Source organism: Streptomyces sp. NPDC056883 (genome assembly GCF_042788835.1).
Lineage (GTDB): Bacteria > Actinomycetota > Actinomycetes > Streptomycetales > Streptomycetaceae > Streptomyces > Streptomyces stoeckheimensis.
Genome location: NZ_JBHUBS010000033.1, coordinates 18,777 through 33,561 on the forward strand (window position 1 = coordinate 18,777; position 14,785 = coordinate 33,561).

13 protein-coding genes and 4 tRNA genes are annotated in these 14,785 nt (G+C 71.1%); 9 read left to right on the forward strand and 8 right to left on the reverse strand.

Features of this window, described 5'->3' with window-relative positions; translation table 11 throughout:
* The first annotated feature begins 138 nt into the window (after positions 1–138).
* Positions 139–1,209 carry a phosphoribosylformylglycinamidine cyclo-ligase gene (gene purM / locus ACFRU2_RS40530; protein ID WP_382981337.1) on the forward strand — a complete coding sequence of 357 codons (1,071 nt, stop codon included), beginning with the start codon at positions 139–141 and terminating at the stop codon, positions 1,207–1,209.
* Positions 1,210–1,408: 199 nt separating this feature from the next.
* Here purM and ACFRU2_RS40535 read toward each other — a convergent pair whose 3' ends face one another.
* Complete coding sequence (locus tag ACFRU2_RS40535; RefSeq protein WP_243341155.1) at positions 1,409–1,675, reverse strand: DUF3073 domain-containing protein; 267 nt, start codon at positions 1,673–1,675, stop codon at positions 1,409–1,411.
* A 317-nt stretch (positions 1,676–1,992) separates the two neighbouring features.
* Entirely contained in the window at positions 1,993–3,090 is a 1,098-nt protein-coding gene (locus tag ACFRU2_RS40540) for a Leu/Phe/Val dehydrogenase (protein WP_382981338.1), read from the reverse strand.
* A 197-nt stretch (positions 3,091–3,287) separates the two neighbouring features.
* Between ACFRU2_RS40540 and ACFRU2_RS40545 the strand changes: the two genes are divergently transcribed.
* Entirely contained in the window at positions 3,288–4,142 is an 855-nt protein-coding gene (locus ACFRU2_RS40545; RefSeq protein WP_382981339.1) for a hypothetical protein, read from the forward strand.
* A 588-nt stretch (positions 4,143–4,730) separates the two neighbouring features.
* Positions 4,731–4,937, forward strand: a complete 207-nt coding sequence (bldC, locus tag ACFRU2_RS40550) for a developmental transcriptional regulator BldC (RefSeq protein WP_003949541.1) — start codon at positions 4,731–4,733, stop codon at positions 4,935–4,937.
* 748 nt (positions 4,938–5,685) lie between these two features.
* On the opposite strand, the gene ACFRU2_RS40555 is transcribed toward bldC, so the two are convergent.
* Positions 5,686–5,759 (reverse strand) — tRNA-Asp (locus ACFRU2_RS40555).
* A gap of 69 nt (positions 5,760–5,828) precedes the next feature.
* On the reverse strand, positions 5,829–9,764 hold the full coding sequence (hrpA, locus tag ACFRU2_RS40560) for an ATP-dependent RNA helicase HrpA (RefSeq protein WP_382981340.1): 3,936 nt from the start codon (positions 9,762–9,764) through the stop codon (positions 5,829–5,831).
* Between the two features lie 147 nt (positions 9,765–9,911).
* Between hrpA and ACFRU2_RS40565 the strand changes: the two genes are divergently transcribed.
* The 3 genes from ACFRU2_RS40565 to ACFRU2_RS40575 all read left to right on the forward strand — a co-directional run bounded on the left by ACFRU2_RS40565 (position 9,912) and on the right by ACFRU2_RS40575 (position 12,059).
* Positions 9,912–10,376, forward strand: coding sequence for a hypothetical protein (locus tag ACFRU2_RS40565; protein WP_382981341.1), 465 nt, complete (start codon positions 9,912–9,914; stop codon positions 10,374–10,376).
* Between the two features lie 64 nt (positions 10,377–10,440).
* Positions 10,441–11,205 carry a DsbA family protein gene (locus ACFRU2_RS40570; RefSeq protein ID WP_382981342.1) on the forward strand — a complete coding sequence of 255 codons (765 nt, stop codon included), beginning with the start codon at positions 10,441–10,443 and terminating at the stop codon, positions 11,203–11,205.
* The gene (locus ACFRU2_RS40575; protein ID WP_382981343.1) at positions 11,202–12,059 is read left to right on the forward strand and encodes a cytochrome c biogenesis CcdA family protein; all 858 of its coding nucleotides are present in this window, start codon (positions 11,202–11,204) and stop codon (positions 12,057–12,059) included. Before ACFRU2_RS40570 ends, ACFRU2_RS40575 begins: the two co-directional genes overlap by 4 nt.
* Positions 12,060–12,101: 42 nt before the next feature.
* Here the strand turns inward: ACFRU2_RS40575 and ACFRU2_RS40580 are convergent.
* From ACFRU2_RS40580 to ACFRU2_RS40595, 4 genes are all read right to left on the reverse strand, one after another.
* Positions 12,102–12,178 (reverse strand) — tRNA-Phe (locus ACFRU2_RS40580).
* A 22-nt stretch (positions 12,179–12,200) separates the two neighbouring features.
* Positions 12,201–12,274: transfer RNA gene (locus tag ACFRU2_RS40585), tRNA-Asp, on the reverse strand.
* A 39-nt stretch (positions 12,275–12,313) separates the two neighbouring features.
* Positions 12,314–12,386, reverse strand: a tRNA-Glu gene (locus tag ACFRU2_RS40590).
* Between the two features lie 166 nt (positions 12,387–12,552).
* Complete coding sequence (locus ACFRU2_RS40595) at positions 12,553–12,903, reverse strand: metallopeptidase family protein (protein ID WP_382981344.1); 351 nt, start codon at positions 12,901–12,903, stop codon at positions 12,553–12,555.
* Positions 12,904–13,027: 124 nt separating this feature from the next.
* Here ACFRU2_RS40595 and crcB point away from each other — a divergent pair, with 124 nt between their 5' ends.
* The 3 genes from crcB (at position 13,028) to ACFRU2_RS40610 (ending at position 14,636) form a co-directional block, all read left to right on the forward strand.
* The gene (crcB, locus tag ACFRU2_RS40600; RefSeq protein ID WP_382981345.1) at positions 13,028–13,543 is read left to right on the forward strand and encodes a fluoride efflux transporter CrcB; all 516 of its coding nucleotides are present in this window, start codon (positions 13,028–13,030) and stop codon (positions 13,541–13,543) included.
* Positions 13,540–13,914 carry a CrcB family protein gene (locus ACFRU2_RS40605; RefSeq protein WP_250751918.1) on the forward strand — a complete coding sequence of 125 codons (375 nt, stop codon included), beginning with the start codon at positions 13,540–13,542 and terminating at the stop codon, positions 13,912–13,914. The genes crcB and ACFRU2_RS40605 overlap by 4 nt, the downstream gene beginning before the upstream one ends.
* 239 nt (positions 13,915–14,153) lie before the next feature.
* A complete protein-coding gene (locus ACFRU2_RS40610) occupies positions 14,154–14,636 on the forward strand; it encodes a hypothetical protein (RefSeq protein ID WP_382981346.1) in 483 nt (160 codons plus the stop codon).
* Positions 14,637–14,785: the final 149 nt, after the last annotated feature.

Here is a 14,785-nt window from a genome sequence, read left to right on the forward strand (position 1 = left end):
CGCGGGCTCGCACGAGCCCGCGCACCGCGGCCCCTCCCCTCCCCCCTCATCCTGCTCAACCTGCGCGGGGCCTTCTCTTTCAGGCTTTTCCAGGGCCTCGCACCACACGCAGCAACGACACGAAAGCTCTCTCCTGTCATGACAGAGAAGACCACCGGTGCCAGCTACGCAGCCGCGGGCGTGGACATCGACGCGGGAGACCGCGCCGTCGAGCTGATGAAGGAGTGGGTGAAGAAGACGCAGCGCCCCGAGGTCCTCGGCGGCCTCGGCGGCTTCGCCGGCCTCTTCGACGCCTCCGCCCTCAAGCGCTACGAGCGCCCCCTGCTCGCCTCCGCCACCGACGGCGTCGGCACCAAGGTGGACATCGCCCGCCGCATGGGCGTGTACGACACCATCGGCCACGACCTCGTCGCGATGGTCATGGACGACATCGTCGTGTGCGGCGCCGAGCCGCTCTTCATGACCGACTACATCTGCGTCGGCAAGGTCCACCCCGAGCGCGTCGCGGCCATCGTCAAGGGCATCGCCGAGGGCTGCGTCCTGGCCGGCTGCGCCCTGGTCGGCGGCGAGACCGCCGAGCACCCCGGCCTGCTGGGTCCGGACGACTTCGACGTGGCGGGCGCCGGCACCGGCGTCGTCGAGTACGACCGCCTGCTGGGCGCGGACCGTATCCGTACGGGCGACGCCGTCATCGCGATGGCGTCCTCCGGTCTTCACTCGAACGGGTACTCGCTGGTCCGCCACGTCCTCTTCGACCGGGCCGGAATGTCCCTGGAGGGCCACGTCGAGGAGCTCGGCCGGACCCTCGGCGAGGAGCTGCTGGAGCCCACCAAGATCTACTCGCTGGACTGCATGGCCCTCACCCGGACGGCCGAGGTGCACGCCTACTCCCACATCACGGGCGGCGGCCTCGCGGCCAACCTCGCCCGGGTGATCCCGGACCACCTGCACGCCACGGTCGACCGCTCGACCTGGACCCCGGGCGCGATCTTCGACCTGGTCGGCAAGGCCGGTCAGGTGGAGCGCCTGGAGCTGGAGAAGACCCTGAACATGGGCGTCGGCATGATGGCCGTGGTCCCGCAGGAGTCGGTGGACGTGGCCCTGACCGCCCTGGCCGACCGGGGCGTCGACGCCTGGGTCGCGGGCGAGATCCTGGACCGCGGCGACCACACCGAGGGCGCGACGATGACCGGCGACTACGCGAGCTGACCGGTTCGGGGGAGCCGGCCACCACCGGCTCCCACCTGCGCGAACAGCATGAGTGCGTACAGGTTCGTGCGAACAGGATGTGTGCGGACAGCACGGAAACCCGGCCCGGGGCGATGCCCTGGACCGGGTTTCCGTGCATGTGAAGCTGTGTGCCGCTGCTGAGGATCAGCGCACCGCGAGTTCGACGCCGATGGGCGCGTCAAGCACCGCGACGGTAGACGGACGGACCGGACTCTTCGTCCTCGTCCTCGTCATCGCTGTTGTAGCGCTCCGCGTACTTGGCGTACGGGTCGTCCTCGTCATCATCATCAAGCTCGTCATCGACGACCGGCTCGCTGACAGGCAGCGGTTCCGTGTGCGATGCGCCCAGCTCATTGGCCAGACGCGACAAGTCAGTCCCGCCGCTGCTGTACTTCAGCTGGCGGGCGACCTTCGTCTGCTTGGCCTTTGCCCGGCCGCGCCCCATGGCTCGACCCCCTCGGTGACGGGGCTCGACGGCCCCAGAGTCTGACACGCGTTCATGGTTCGGAGCGGGCTCTCCGTGGAGAGACCGTCCGTAGGGGTTTAACGGTACCTGCTTCCGCGGCCATACGGTACGCCGCCCGCATGACGCGCCCCGGTGCAGTACCAGCAAGGCGCCCCGTCCTCGCTGGTCAGCTGCGATTTTAGCCGTTTCCTGACGGGCGACCCGCCGAAGCGCAGTGAGTTCCGTCTCGCTGCGCCCCGGCGGGCCGCCCAGAAGCCCCGATCAGGGCCCCGTGAGGGTCGTGCGGGTCGTGCGGGTCAGACGGTGCGCGCCGCGCTGCGGGCGTCCGCCATCCGCTGCTCGGCGATGCGGTCGGCGGCCGCGGCCGGCGGAATGCCGTCCGACTTCGCACGCGCAAAGATCTCCAGGGTGGTGTCGAAGATCTTCGCGGCCTTGGCCTTGCACCGGTCGAAGTCGAAGCCGCGCAGCTCGTCGGCGACCTGGATGACCCCGCCCGCGTTGACCACGTAGTCCGGGGCGTAGAGGATCCCGCGGTCCGCGAGGTCCTTCTCGATGCCCGGGTGGGCGAGCTGGTTGTTCGCCGCGCCGCAGACGATCTTGGCGGTGAGCGCGGGCACGGAGTCGTCGTTCAGGGCCCCGCCGAGCGCGCAGGGGGCGTAGATGTCCAGGCCCTCCACGCGGATCAGCGCCTCGGTGTCGGCGACGGCGGTCACCTTGCCGGGGTGCTTGTCGAGGATCTTCTGCACGGACTCGGTGCGGACGTCCGTGATGACGACCTCGGCGCCGTCCTCCAGCAGGTGCTCGACCAGGTGGTGGCCGACCTTGCCGACGCCCGCGATGCCGACCTTGCGGCCGCGCAGGGTCGGGTCGCCCCACAGGTGCTGGGCGCTGGCGCGCATGCCCTGGAAGACGCCGAAGGCGGTGAGGACGGAGGAGTCGCCGGCGCCGCCGTTCTCGGGGGAGCGGCCGGTCGCCCAGCGGGTCTCGCGGGCCACGACGTCCATGTCGGCCACGTAGGTGCCGACGTCGCAGGCGGTCACGTAGCGGCCGCCGAGGGACTCCACGAACCGGCCGTAGGCCAGCAGCAGTTCCTCGGACTTCAGGACGTCCGGGTCGCCGATGATGACGGCCTTGCCGCCGCCCAGGTCGAGCCCGGCGAGCGCGTTCTTGTACGACATGCCGCGCGAGAGGTTCAGCGCGTCGAGGACGGCCTCCTCGTCCGAGGCGTACGCGTGGAATCGCGTACCGCCGAGGGCCGGGCCCAGGGCGGTGGAGTGGATCGCGATGACGGCCTTCAGGCCGGAGGCTCGGTCCTGGCACAGCACGACTTGCTCGTGGCCGCCCTGTTCGCTGCGGAACAGGGTGTGCAGGACGCCGTCGGTCATTTCGGTCACGGTGGTGACTCCCATGGAAGAGATGCGGCGGGTAAGACGCCCGCCCTGCGGGTGGGGGAGGGCGTGCTGGGAGCAGCGTAAGACCTCGGGGGCCCCGCGATCCCCCCTGTCCGGAGATCGGGACGCTGAGGGGTGAGAGGGGATGCGGGGGCGTGTCCGCCGGAGTAGCGCCGGGCGGGGCGGGGGAGTACGAGAGCGTGAGCGAATCCCCCGATCCCCGGCTGCCGTCCGCCCGCTCGGCCCCGACCGTCCCGTACGCCTCCTACCTGCGCGTCTACGAGCCGCTGGCGGCCTTCCCGGAGCCCGAGCGCACCCACTGGGCCGACTACGCCCGGCGCGGGGCCACCCCGACCGCCCAGGACGAACTGCGACGGTCGCTGGTGGACTTGGTGCGGGTGCCCGTGGTCGGTGTCCCGGCGCACGAGAGCGCGGACGCCTTCACCGCCGAACTCGACGGGGTCCTGCTGGTCTGCCCCTGGCGGACGCGGCTGCGGGGCTGGCTCGCCCTCCAGGAACTCCAGGCCGAGTTCCCGCTGCCGGTGCTCGACGCCGCCCTGCCCGCGGCCGCCCGCCGCCGCGCGACCGAGGACTACGAGCTCTGGCGCGGACGCAATCCCGATGCGCGCCCGTGGATCCGTACGGGGGTCTGGCAGGTGCCGCTGCGCTGGTTCGTGCTGGTGGCCGACGAGGAGCGGGAGTACGTGCCGGGCGAGGGGCTGCGCTACCGGACGCCGATGGTGCAGGCCCGGCGCCGGCTCGCGCGGGGGCTGCGGACCCTGCGGGAGGCCGAGGGGTACGGGATGCTCGCCGAGGGGCTGGTGGAGGTCGGGAGCTGGCTGGAGGAGTTCCACCCCCGGTCGATGGTGGAGCTGGACTACGGCGGGCTGCTGCACGCCCTGCCGGCGGACCGGCTCGACGCCGACCACTCGGCGGCGGACCTGGCGGCGGGGCTCGCCGCCCTGAGGACCGGGGACCGGGACGGGGCGGCGCGCACGTACGGGGCCCTGGCGGAGCGGTGGCGGGCGGTCCGGGAGAGACTCTTCGCTAATTGAGTGGTTCGGTTCCGGTTCCGGCCCGAGTGACCTGTGCGACCCGGGTAGCGACTCGGGAGGCGCTTGTCCATCCGCCGATCGGCCGAGCACGAAAGAGAACGGCCAGCTCAAGGCCGTGATGCCCTCTTTTGGGTCTTTGTTCCGGGACCTTCGTCCCGATACGGGCCATTGGCCCAAGCGTGACGGACCGCACTTTCTACACCCTTGCGCCCTTCCCCTACCCTCGTGCCAAAATAGGACAAGGAGTCCGGGGAGGGTTCCTTCCGTCCAACTAAGGGCGGAATGCTCGGTATTGCACTCTACGGGGGGTCTGACGACTCCTGATCGCTCTGTGACTGATCGTCACAGTGGGGTGACTGTCCGTTATGGGACGGTCCATCGGCTTCCGCCGCTGATGAACACCTCGGAGGGCAATTCCATCGGTTTGGCCGTCGAGGCTGGACGGATGGTGTAGTTGTAGTGCCGAGGACAAGCCGTTCGTCCTATAACCGACTCGGCCCGCGTATGTCCATTTCGGGCAACGTGGGCCAAGGTGCAGAATTTAGAGGAAAGAACCGAGATGGTTCGGTTCTCCCGAGGAGGCCGCTCATGACCGCTCGCACCCCTGATGCCGAGCCGCTGCTGACCCCGGCTGAGGTTGCCACGATGTTCCGCGTGGACCCGAAGACGGTCACCCGTTGGGCCAAGGCTGGCAAGCTCACGTCCATCCGCACCCTGGGTGGACACCGCCGCTACCGCGAGGCTGAGGTCCGCGCACTGCTTGCGGGAATTCCGCAGCAGCGCAGCGAGGCCTGAGGTTCCGCAGCACTACTTATTGCCGGGCGTTTATCGGGTCCCCCAATCCGATGAGCCCCACAGAGCTTCAAACGACCGGACCTGCCCCAACAGGTTCATCAGTCGTTCGATCGCGCTGGACTCCGCCGGGTCCAGCGCGATCTTTTTTATGCCCTGGTCAGGGCGTTATCGAGCTGATGTGCGGAGCCGGCGGGGGTGGGTGCAATGGCACATATAAAATCGAGCGGGCGTATGGGTCCCATAAAAGGGTGCGTCTCAAAAACACATGGGGTGACTCCCGTCACAGATGATCACTCTTGTGGATCAGGCAATGCACCCCGTAAAGGGACGTGTCACGCAGAGCGCATCATCCGGACGGGCGATGTCGCGGGCGCGATGGCGTGATGGGGCGACGGGGTCGGAGGTGGGGCGGTCCGAGGTGGCCCGTGCGCCCCGTCGGCTTCCCCGTCGGCTTTCCCCGTCGGCCCCGCGCGGGGCTCCAGGCGGCCCTCAGCGGGCCGTGGAGCGCCTGGTGGGGGTTCTGGGGCGGGCTGGGCCCAATCGGGCCCGTGAGGCGGCCTGGTGGGCCGTCCGGCCCAACGGGCCCGTGCGGCGGTCGGTACGCCGACCTGCGCCTCGGGCCGTACGCCGCCCCGCACTTCGGTGCCGTCGTACCCCTCGGGGAGCCGCCGCGGCCCTTTCGGGGGCCACCGCGCCCCGGAAACGCGTCAGGGCCCGCATCCAGAGGATGCGGGCCCTGACGATCTTGCGAACCTGACGGGACTTGAACCCGCGACCTCCACCTTGACAGGGTGGCGAGCTAACCAACTGCTCCACAGGTCCTTGATTTGCGGCCGCTGGGCGGCTGCGAATCAGACTGTACCGCAGCTCAGGGGGTGCAGTCGAACCCGATCACCGAGCAGGCCCCGGGGCCGCCGCGTCCACCGCCTTCACGATGCGCTTGTCGGAGATCGGATAGGCCGTTCCGAGGGCGTGCGCGAAGTAGCTGACCCGCAGTTCCTCGATCATCCAGCGGATCTCGGTGACCTCCGCCGGGACCGGCCTGCCCCGGGGCAACTGCTCCAGCAGCCACAGGTACTCGTCCCGCATCTCGTGGACCTTCTCCATGCGCGTGGTGTCGCGCTGGACGCCCGTGGGCATCTGCTGGAGCCGCCGGTCGACGGCCACCAGGTAGCGCATCAGGTCCGGCAGCCGGCGCAGCCCGGTCAGCGTGACGAACCCGGCCGGCACGAGGGCCGCGAGCTGCGTCTTGGCGTCCTGGACGTTGGCCACCAGGGCGAGGCTGGCCGTGGTCTTCAGGCGGCGTTCACAGGCCTGCCAGGCGGCCAGCACCTGCTGCACCTGCGTGATCGTCCGTACGGTCGTGTCCACCAGGTCGGTCCGCACGGCCTCGTAGAGCTTGCGGAAGCCCGCCTCGTCCCACGCCGGCCCGCCGTGCCGCGCGATCAGGTGGTCGGCCGCCGCGGTCGCGCAGTCGTCGAACAGCGCCTGGATGGAGCCGTGCGGATTGCGCGACAGCGCCAGCTTCTGCTGGTTGCTCAGGTGGTCCGAGGCGAACTTCGCCGGGTTCACCGTGATGTTGAGCAGGATCAGCCGCCGGGTGCCGAGCCGCATCGCCTGCTGCTGTTCGGCCTCGGTGTCGAAGAGGCGTACGGAGACGCTCGTACCGGCGTCCACGAGCGCCGGGTACGCCTTCACCGGCTGGCCGGCCCGGCGGGTCTCGAAGACCTGGGTCAGCGTCCCGATGGTCCAGTCCGTCAGCCCGGTCTTCTCCACCGACTCCCCGCCCTCCCGCTCGGCGCTGGCCGCGGCGGCCTGCGAGAGCGCCTGGCGGGCCTTGGGCTTGAGCCGCAGCCGCAGGGCCTCCAGGTCCTTGGCCTCGGCGAGGTTCTTGCGGCGCTCGTCGACGATCCGGAAGGTGATCTTCAGGTGGTCGGGGATGCGGGTCAGGTCGAAGTCCTCGGCGCTGACCGGCACCCCGACCATCCGCTGGAGCTCCCGGGCCAGCGTCACGTGCAGGGGCTCCTGCAGCGGGTGCGAGGTGGCCAGGAAGCGGGTCGCGTAGTTCGGCGCGGGCACGTAGTGCCGGCGGATCGGCTTCGGGAGGGACCGGATCAGCTCCGTGACCACCTCCTCGCGCAGACCAGGGATCTGCCAGTCGAAGCCCTCGTCCGTGACCTGGTTCAGCACCTGGAGCGGGATGTGGACGGTCACGCCGTCCGCGTCCGCGCCCGGCTCGAACTGGTAGGTCACCCGGAACTTCAGCCGGCCCTGCATCCAGGAGTCCGGATAGTCGGCCTTGGTGACCCCGGCCGCCTTCTCCGTCAGGAGCATCTCGCGCTCGAAGTCGAGCAGCTCGGGCTCGTCGCGCTTCTTGTGCTTCCACCAGGAGTCGAAGTGCGCCCCCGAGACCACGTGTTCGGGGATCCGCTGGTCGTAGAAGTCGAAGAGCGTCTCGTCGTCGACCACGATGTCGCGGCGCCGGGCCCGGTTCTCCAGCTCCTCCACCTCGGTGAGGAGCTTGCGGTTGTCGGCGTAGAACTTGTGGTGGGTCCGCCAGTCGCCCTCGACCAGGGCGTTGCGAATGAACAGATCGCGCGAGACCTCGGCGTCGATCCGGCCGTAGTTGATCTTGCGCTGCGCGACGATCGGCACGCCGTACAGCGTGACCTTCTCGAAGGCCATCACGGCCGCCTGGTCCTTCTCCCAGTGCGGCTCGCTGTACGTGCGCTTGATCAGGTGCTGGGCGAGCGGCTCCACCCACTCCGGCTCGACCTTGGCGTTCACCCGGGCCCACAGCCGCGAGGTCTCCACCAGCTCGGCCGACATCAGGAACTTGGGCTGCTTCTTGAACAGCGAGGAACCCGGGAAGATCGCGAACTTGGCGGACCGGGCCCCCAGGTACTCGTTCTTGTCCGTGTCCTTGAGCCCGATGTGCGACAGCAGGCCGGCCAGCAGCGAGATGTGCACGCTCGTCTCGGGGGCGTCGGCCTCGTTGACGTGGATGCCCATGGACTTGGCGACCGTACGCAGCTGCGAATAGATGTCCTGCCATTCGCGGATCCGCAGGAAGTTCAGGTACTCCTGCTTGCACATCCGGCGGAAGGAGGACGAGCCACGTTCCTTCTGCTGCTCGCGGATGTAGCGCCACATGTTCAGGAACGAGAGGAAGTCGCTCGTCTCGTCCTTGAACCGGGCGTGGTTCTGGTCCGCCTGCGTCTGCTTGTCCGAGGGCCGCTCGCGCGGGTCCTGGATGGACAGGGCCGCCGCGATGACCATGACCTCGCGGACGCAGTTGTTCTTGTCCGCCTCCACCACCATGCGGGCGAGGCGCGGGTCCACGGGGAGCTGGGAGAGCTGGCGGCCCATCGGGGTGAGCCGCTTCTTGTGGTCCTTCTCCGCCGGGTCCAGCGCGCCGAGCTCCTGGAGCAGCTGCACGCCGTCGCGGATGTTGCGGTGGTCCGGCGGGTCGATGAAGGGGAACTTCTCGATCTCGCCGAGGCCGGCCGCGGTCATCTGGAGGATGACGGAGGCGAGGTTGGTGCGCAGGATCTCGGCGTCCGTGAACTCCGGACGGGTCGTGAAGTCGTCCTCGGAATAGAGGCGGATGCAGATGCCGTCGCTGGTACGGCCGCAGCGGCCCTTGCGCTGGTTGGCGCTGGCCTGCGAGATCCGCTCGATGGGCAGCCGCTGGACCTTGGTTCGGTGGCTGTAGCGGGAGATGCGCGCGGTGCCCGGGTCGATCACGTACTTGATGCCCGGGACGGTGAGGGAGGTCTCGGCGACGTTCGTCGCGAGGACGATCCGGCGGCCGGTGTGCTGCTGGAAGACCCGGTGCTGCTCGGCGTGCGAGAGGCGTGCGTAGAGGGGGAGGACCTCCGTCAGGCGGAGCTTGCGCTTCTCCAGCGCGTCCGCGGTGTCGCGGATCTCGCGCTCGCCGGAGAGGAAGACCAGGATGTCGCCCGGCCCCTCCGCCTGGAGCTCCTCGACGGCCTCGCAGATCGCGGTGATCTGGTCGCGGTCGGAGTCCTCGGAATCGTCCTCGAGGAGCGGGCGGTAGCGGACCTCCACGGGATACGTCCGGCCGCTGACCTCGACGATCGGGGCCTCGCCGAAGTGCCGGGAGAAGCGCTCGGGGTCGATGGTCGCCGAGGTGATGATCACCTTGAGGTCGGGGCGCTTGGGCAGCAGCGTGGCGAGGTAGCCGAGCAGGAAGTCGATGTTCAGCGACCGCTCGTGGGCCTCGTCGATGATGATCGTGTCGTACGCGCGCAGCTCGCGGTCCGTCTGGATCTCGGCGAGCAGGATGCCGTCCGTCATCAGCTTCACGAAGGTCGCGTCCTGGTCCACCTGGTCGGTGAACCGGACCTTCCAGCCGACGGTCTGGCCGATCTCGGACTTCAGCTCCTCCGCGATGCGCTCCGCGACCGTGCGGGCCGCGATCCGGCGGGGCTGGGTGTGCCCGATCATGCCGCGGACCCCGCGCCCCAGCTCCATGCAGATCTTGGGGATCTGCGTGGTCTTGCCGGAGCCGGTCTCGCCCGCGACGATCACGACCTGGTGGTCGCGTATCGCCTCGGCGATCTCGTCCTTCTTCTGGCTGACGGGAAGGTTCTCGGGATACGTGACCTCGGGCTTCCGCGAGGCGCGGCCGGCCAGTCGCGCGGCGGCCTGCTCGGCCTCCGCGGCGATCTCGTCGAGCACGGCCTGCTTGGCCTCGGGCTTGCGGATACGGCGGGCGCCTTCGAGGCGGCGGCCGAGGCGGTGCGCGTCACGGAGGGAGATCTCACCGAGAAGCGTCTGCAGGGCGGCGAAGGAAGTAGACATACCTGGTCGAGGATCTCACCCGTAGGTGCCGGGTGGCGAACGCATTTGTGGGGCTGACCCGTACCATTTCGGGACGAGTCCCCCGAGCGTTACCCCGACGTGTCCCCAGCGACGCCCCGACGATGTCCCAGCGAGAGGCCGCCCACGATGTCCCGCAGCCACCGCCTCCGGTGCGTGTTCGCGGTACTGCTGGGCTGGGCCCTCCTGGCCGGAACCTTCCAGGCGGCGGCCCCGGCGGCCGCCCGGGGCGCGGGGGTCGCGGCGGTGCCGGTGGCCCCGGTGGCCCTGCCCGTCGCGGATGTCCCGACCGTCTCGGTGGCTCCGGCGGCCCCCGCGGCCCCGGCAGAGCCGGGCTCCTCTTCCGTCGCGGCCTTCGCCTCCGGCTCCGCCCGTCCGGCCGGGCCCGCCTGTGCCCCGGGGGCCCCCGGCCGGGACGGCGTACCCGCCCTGCCGGGGCGGGCCGGGGCCGACCAGGCGCAGGCTCAGGCCCCGCCCGCGGGGCCCGGGCCCGAGGTGGCGGTCCCGGTACGGGTGATACCCGTACGGGTCCTCGTACGCGGGCCCGGACCGTCGGCGCCGTCCCTGCTGGAGCTGTCCGTGATGCGGGTCTAGGAGGACCGGCCGCATCGGCCGCCCGGTCCGTCCCCTCCCGTCCGCACAGCTCTGGAGCACCCGCATGCCCGCGTCCCCTTCCTCCTCCTCTTCCTCCCGCAAGCCCCTGCTGATCTCCGCCGGGGTCGCCCTCGCCGCCGTCACCCTCGGGCTCGTCTCCTGGCAGGCCACCAAGCCGGATGACGGCACCGGCAGCAGCTCCCGGTCGTCCGCGGCCTCCTCCCCGGAGGCTCCGGCGACCGGATCCGCCACGGATCCCGCCGCGCAGCTCAAGGCCCTGGCCCGCCGGGAGTCCGGCGACAAGCTCGCCGCCGGCCGGGCCGACGCCCCCGTCGTGCTGATCGAGTACTCCGACTTCAAGTGCGGCTACTGCGGAAAGTTCGCCCGCGACACCGAGCCCGAGCTCGTGAAGAAGTACGTGGAGGACGGCACCCTGCGCATCGAGTGGCGCAACTTCCCGATCTTCGGCGCCGACTCCGAGGCCGCCGCCAAGGCCGCCTGGGCGGCGGGCCAGCAGGACCGCTTCGCGCAGTTCCACGCGGCCGCGTACGCCGAGGGCGCCAAGGAGAAGGGCTTCGGCGCGGAGCGGCTGACCGAACTGGCGCGGGAGGCCGGGGTCCCGGACCTGGAGCGCTTCGAGAAGGACAGGGCGGGGGAGCAGGCCGCCGCCGCTCTGGCGAAGGACCAGGAGGAGGGCTACCGCATCGGCGTGACCTCCACCCCGTCCTTCCTGATCAACGGGCAGCCCATCGCGGGAGCCCAGCCCCCGGCGGCCTTCGACGCCGCCATCGCGAAGGCCAAGGCACAGGCGCAGGCGGCCGCGAAGTGACCGACGCCGGATACCTGGCCGCCCTGCTCGGCGGCCTCCTCGCGTTGCTCAGCCCGTGCAGCGCGCTGCTCCTGCCCGCCTTCTTCGCGTATTCCATCGACTCCACGTCCCGGCTGCTGGCGCGCACCGGGATCTTCTACGCGGGCCTCGCGAGCACCCTCGTACCGCTGGGGGCGGCGGGTTCGTACGCCGGGCGGTTCTTCCACGGCAACCGCGAGGCCCTGGTGCTGGCCGGCGGCTGGCTGATCATCGGGCTCGGCCTCGCCCAGATCCTGGGTCTGGGCTTCGCCCCGAAGCGGATCTCGGAGCTGTCGGGGAAGATCCGGCCGACCACCGCCCTGTCGGTGTACGCGCTGGGCGCCGTCTACGGGCTGGCCGGCTTCTGCGCCGGGCCCATCCTCGGCAGCATCCTGACGGTGGCGGCGGTCAGCGGCAGTCCGGTCTACGGAGGCCTGCTGCTGGCGGTGTACGCCCTGGGCATGGCCGTGCCGCTGTTCGTACTGGCCCTGCTCTGGGAGCGCTTCGACCTGGGCCGCCGGCGCTGGCTGCGCGGCCGCGCCTTCTCGGTCGGCCGCTTCGAACTGCACACGACCTCGCTCGCCTCGGGCCTGTTCTTCGTGCTGCTCGGCACGCTGTTCCTGGTCTACGACGGGGCGAGCGCCCTGCCGGGGCTGCTGGACGTGGACGATTCCTTCGCGGTGGAGCAGCGCGTGCAGGCGGTGGCGGACGCGGTCCCGGACTGGGCGCTGCTCGGGCTGGTGGCCGTGGCGGCGGCGGGTGCGGGCCTGGTGCAGTGGCGCCGGCGGGCCCGGGCGGCGGAGGCGAGCGCGAGCGCCGGAGCGGAAAGGGAATGACGAAGAAGGCCCCGTCCGATGGACGGGGCCTTCTCGATTCTCTGGTGGCTGGGGCCGGGGTCGAACCGGCGACCTATCGCTTTTCAGGCGATCGCTCGTACCAACTGAGCTACCCAGCCACGAAACCGTTTCCGGCTTCAGCGAACCTGACGGGACTTGAACCCGCGACCTCCACCTTGACAGGGTGGCGAGCTAACCAACTGCTCCACAGGTCCTTGCAATGTGCGAGCACAAGTCTCGCACACGGTAATGCGTACCCCCAACGGGATTCGAACCCGTGCTACCGCCTTGAAAGGGCGGCGTCCTGGGCCACTAGACGATGAGGGCTAAAGGCCCGCCGGGCACTTTCCAGCGCGTCGGGGACGTGAGAAGCATATGGGATCCCGGCGGCGATCGCCAAAACGGTTTCCGCGGGCGGGTCAGCGGCGGGTCGGAGGCAGGTCGGCGGCGAGCCGGCAGCGGCCCGGAGGCGGCCCGGAGAAGACCCGGGAGGTCAGCCCCAGCCGAGCTCGTGGAGCCGCTCGTCGTCGATGCCGAAGTGGTGGGCGATCTCGTGCACCACCGTCACGGCGACCTCGTGGACCACCTCGTCCGTGCTCCCGCACATCCGCAGGGTCGGCCCCATGTAGATCGAGATCCGGTCGGGCAGGACCCCGGCGTACCACTCCCCGCGCTCCGTGAGCGGGGTCCCTTCGTAGAGGCCGAGGAGTTCAGGGTCGTCGGAGGCGGGCTCGTCCTCCACGAAGACGGCCACGTTGTCCATGACCCGGGTCAGCTCCTCGGGGATCGAGTCCAGCGCTTCGGCCACCAGCTCTTCGAACGCGTCACGCGTCATCTCCAGCACGGGCCCATTCTCCCGTGCCGCGCTCCGATTGCGGCGGCTCGTTTCCGGCGGGCCGGGACCCGGCGCGCGAGAATGGCCCGGTGGCGACCTGTGAACCCGTGGCGACCTGTGAAGCGGAGTGCGGATGACCCGGCCTGCGGAAGGGGCCGAGGCCATCGACCCGGACGTCGACCTGCACGTGCCGGCGCAGCGCGCCGAACCCCAGCGCCGGGTCCTCGCGGCCGTGGCGGCGGGCGGTGCCGTGGGCGCCACGGCGCGGTACGGGGTCGGGCTGCTGTGGCCGGCCGCGCCCGGGGCCTTCCCGTGGGGCACCTTCTGGATCAATGTTTCGGGCTGCGCGCTCATCGGCGTCCTCATGGTGCTGATCAGCGAGGGCGGCCGGTCCGCGCATCCCCTCGTACGGCCCTTCCTCGGGGTGGGGGTGCTCGGCGGGTTCACCACCTTCTCCACCTACGCCGCGGACTTCGCGCGGCTCCTCGACGCCGATGAGGCCGGTACCGCGCTGGCCTACGCCGCGCTCACGGTGGCCGCGGCGCTGGCCGCGGTGTGGGCGGCGGCCGTGGTCACCCGGCGCGCGGTCGGCGACGGTCCGGGGCGAGTGGCGGGGCGAGGAGCGGGGCAGGGGGCGGCGCAGGGATGAACTGGCTGATCGTCATGGTGGGCGCGGCCGTCGGGGCGCCCCTGCGGTACCTGACCGACCGCGCGGTGCAGGCGCGGCACGACTCGGTGTTCCCCTGGGGCACCTTCGTGGTGAACGCGGCCGCCTCCCTGGTGCTGGGGGCGCTGACCGGGGCGGTGCTGGACGGGGCCGCCTCCTCGCGGCTGAACCTGCTGCTCGGTACCGGGCTGTGCGGGGCGCTGAGCACCTACTCGACGTTCTCCTACGAGACGCTGCGCCTGGCCGAGCGGGGCTGGAAGTTCCTGGCGGCGGCGAACGTGACGGCCTCGGTGCTGGTCGGGCTGGGCGGGGTCACGCTCGGCCACCAGGTGGCGGGACAGCTGTTCGCCTGACGGTGCGCCGCCCGCCTCCCTCGAGGCGCGCTGGGGCGTGTCCCTGACGGGGCAGAGGGAGTTGGGCACATTGACCCGCTCATCGCGGACCCTTGCCAGCGTTCCGGAGGTGCCCCGTGCGCCAGTTGTCCGCTTCCCTCGGTTCCCCCCGATCCTCCCGGTCCACCCGGTCCCCCCGGTCCTCCCGGTCGCTCCGCCTCGCCGTCGCCGCGCTCGCGGTGGCCGCGACGGCGGGATGCATGAGTGTCGGGGAGGACGCCGCTAAGCCCGGGCCCTCCGCGTCGACGGGCGTCCAGGGCGGCAAGTCCGGTGGAGGCTCCTCCTCCGGGAAGGGCGCCGGAACCCAGGGCGGCGGCCACGGCTCGAAGGGCGGTACGGGGAACCAGGACGGCAAGGCCGGCGGGCCCGGGACCACCTCCGGCGCGGTCGGGGCCTCCCCCAGCCCGGGCGCCCCGGCCGGCCCGCCCGGAGCCCCCTCGCCGTCGGCCGGACCGGGCGGCGGAGCGGGCGGCCAGGGCCCCCAGCAGCCCCCGACGGGCGGTTCCGGCTCCGGGTCGGGCTCCGGCGGAGGCAGCGCCTCCGGGGGCGGCCAGCCCGCCTCCCCGAGCCCGGAACCGCCGAGCCCCGCCCCGCCGGTCTCCCCGCCGCCCGTGACGGAACCCACACCGAGTCCGGAGCCCCCGAAGCCGGAGCCGACGGGCGAGCCGGGCGGGCAGCCGTAGGCCCGGTACCGGCGCGGCCGCGGTGCGATCCGCCTGCCAGGGTCTGGCGGGTGGATGCCATTTCCGCAGGTCAGGGCCTTCTTTGGGGGAGCGATTTGCCAGACCCCGGGGAGGGTGCGTATGGTTATAGATCGTTTGATCCCATTGCC

What these genes read in the sequence shown, in the direction of transcription:
- purM (WP_382981337.1), top strand. Translation starts at nt 139, where the DNA reads ATGACAGAGAAGACCACCGGTGCCAGCTACGCAGCCGCGGGCGTGGAC.
- ACFRU2_RS40535 (WP_243341155.1), bottom strand. Translation starts at nt 1,675, where the DNA reads ATGGGGCGCGGCCGGGCAAAGGCCAAGCAGACGAAGGTCGCCCGCCAG.
- bldC (WP_003949541.1), top strand. Translation starts at nt 4,731, where the DNA reads ATGACCGCTCGCACCCCTGATGCCGAGCCGCTGCTGACCCCGGCTGAG.
- hrpA (WP_382981340.1), bottom strand. Translation starts at nt 9,764, where the DNA reads ATGTCTACTTCCTTCGCCGCCCTGCAGACGCTTCTCGGTGAGATCTCC.
- ACFRU2_RS40565 (WP_382981341.1), top strand. Translation starts at nt 9,912, where the DNA reads ATGTCCCGCAGCCACCGCCTCCGGTGCGTGTTCGCGGTACTGCTGGGC.
- ACFRU2_RS40570 (WP_382981342.1), top strand. Translation starts at nt 10,441, where the DNA reads ATGCCCGCGTCCCCTTCCTCCTCCTCTTCCTCCCGCAAGCCCCTGCTG.
- crcB (WP_382981345.1), top strand. Translation starts at nt 13,028, where the DNA reads ATGACCCGGCCTGCGGAAGGGGCCGAGGCCATCGACCCGGACGTCGAC.
- ACFRU2_RS40605 (WP_250751918.1), top strand. Translation starts at nt 13,540, where the DNA reads ATGAACTGGCTGATCGTCATGGTGGGCGCGGCCGTCGGGGCGCCCCTG.
- ACFRU2_RS40610 (WP_382981346.1), top strand. Translation starts at nt 14,154, where the DNA reads ATGAGTGTCGGGGAGGACGCCGCTAAGCCCGGGCCCTCCGCGTCGACG.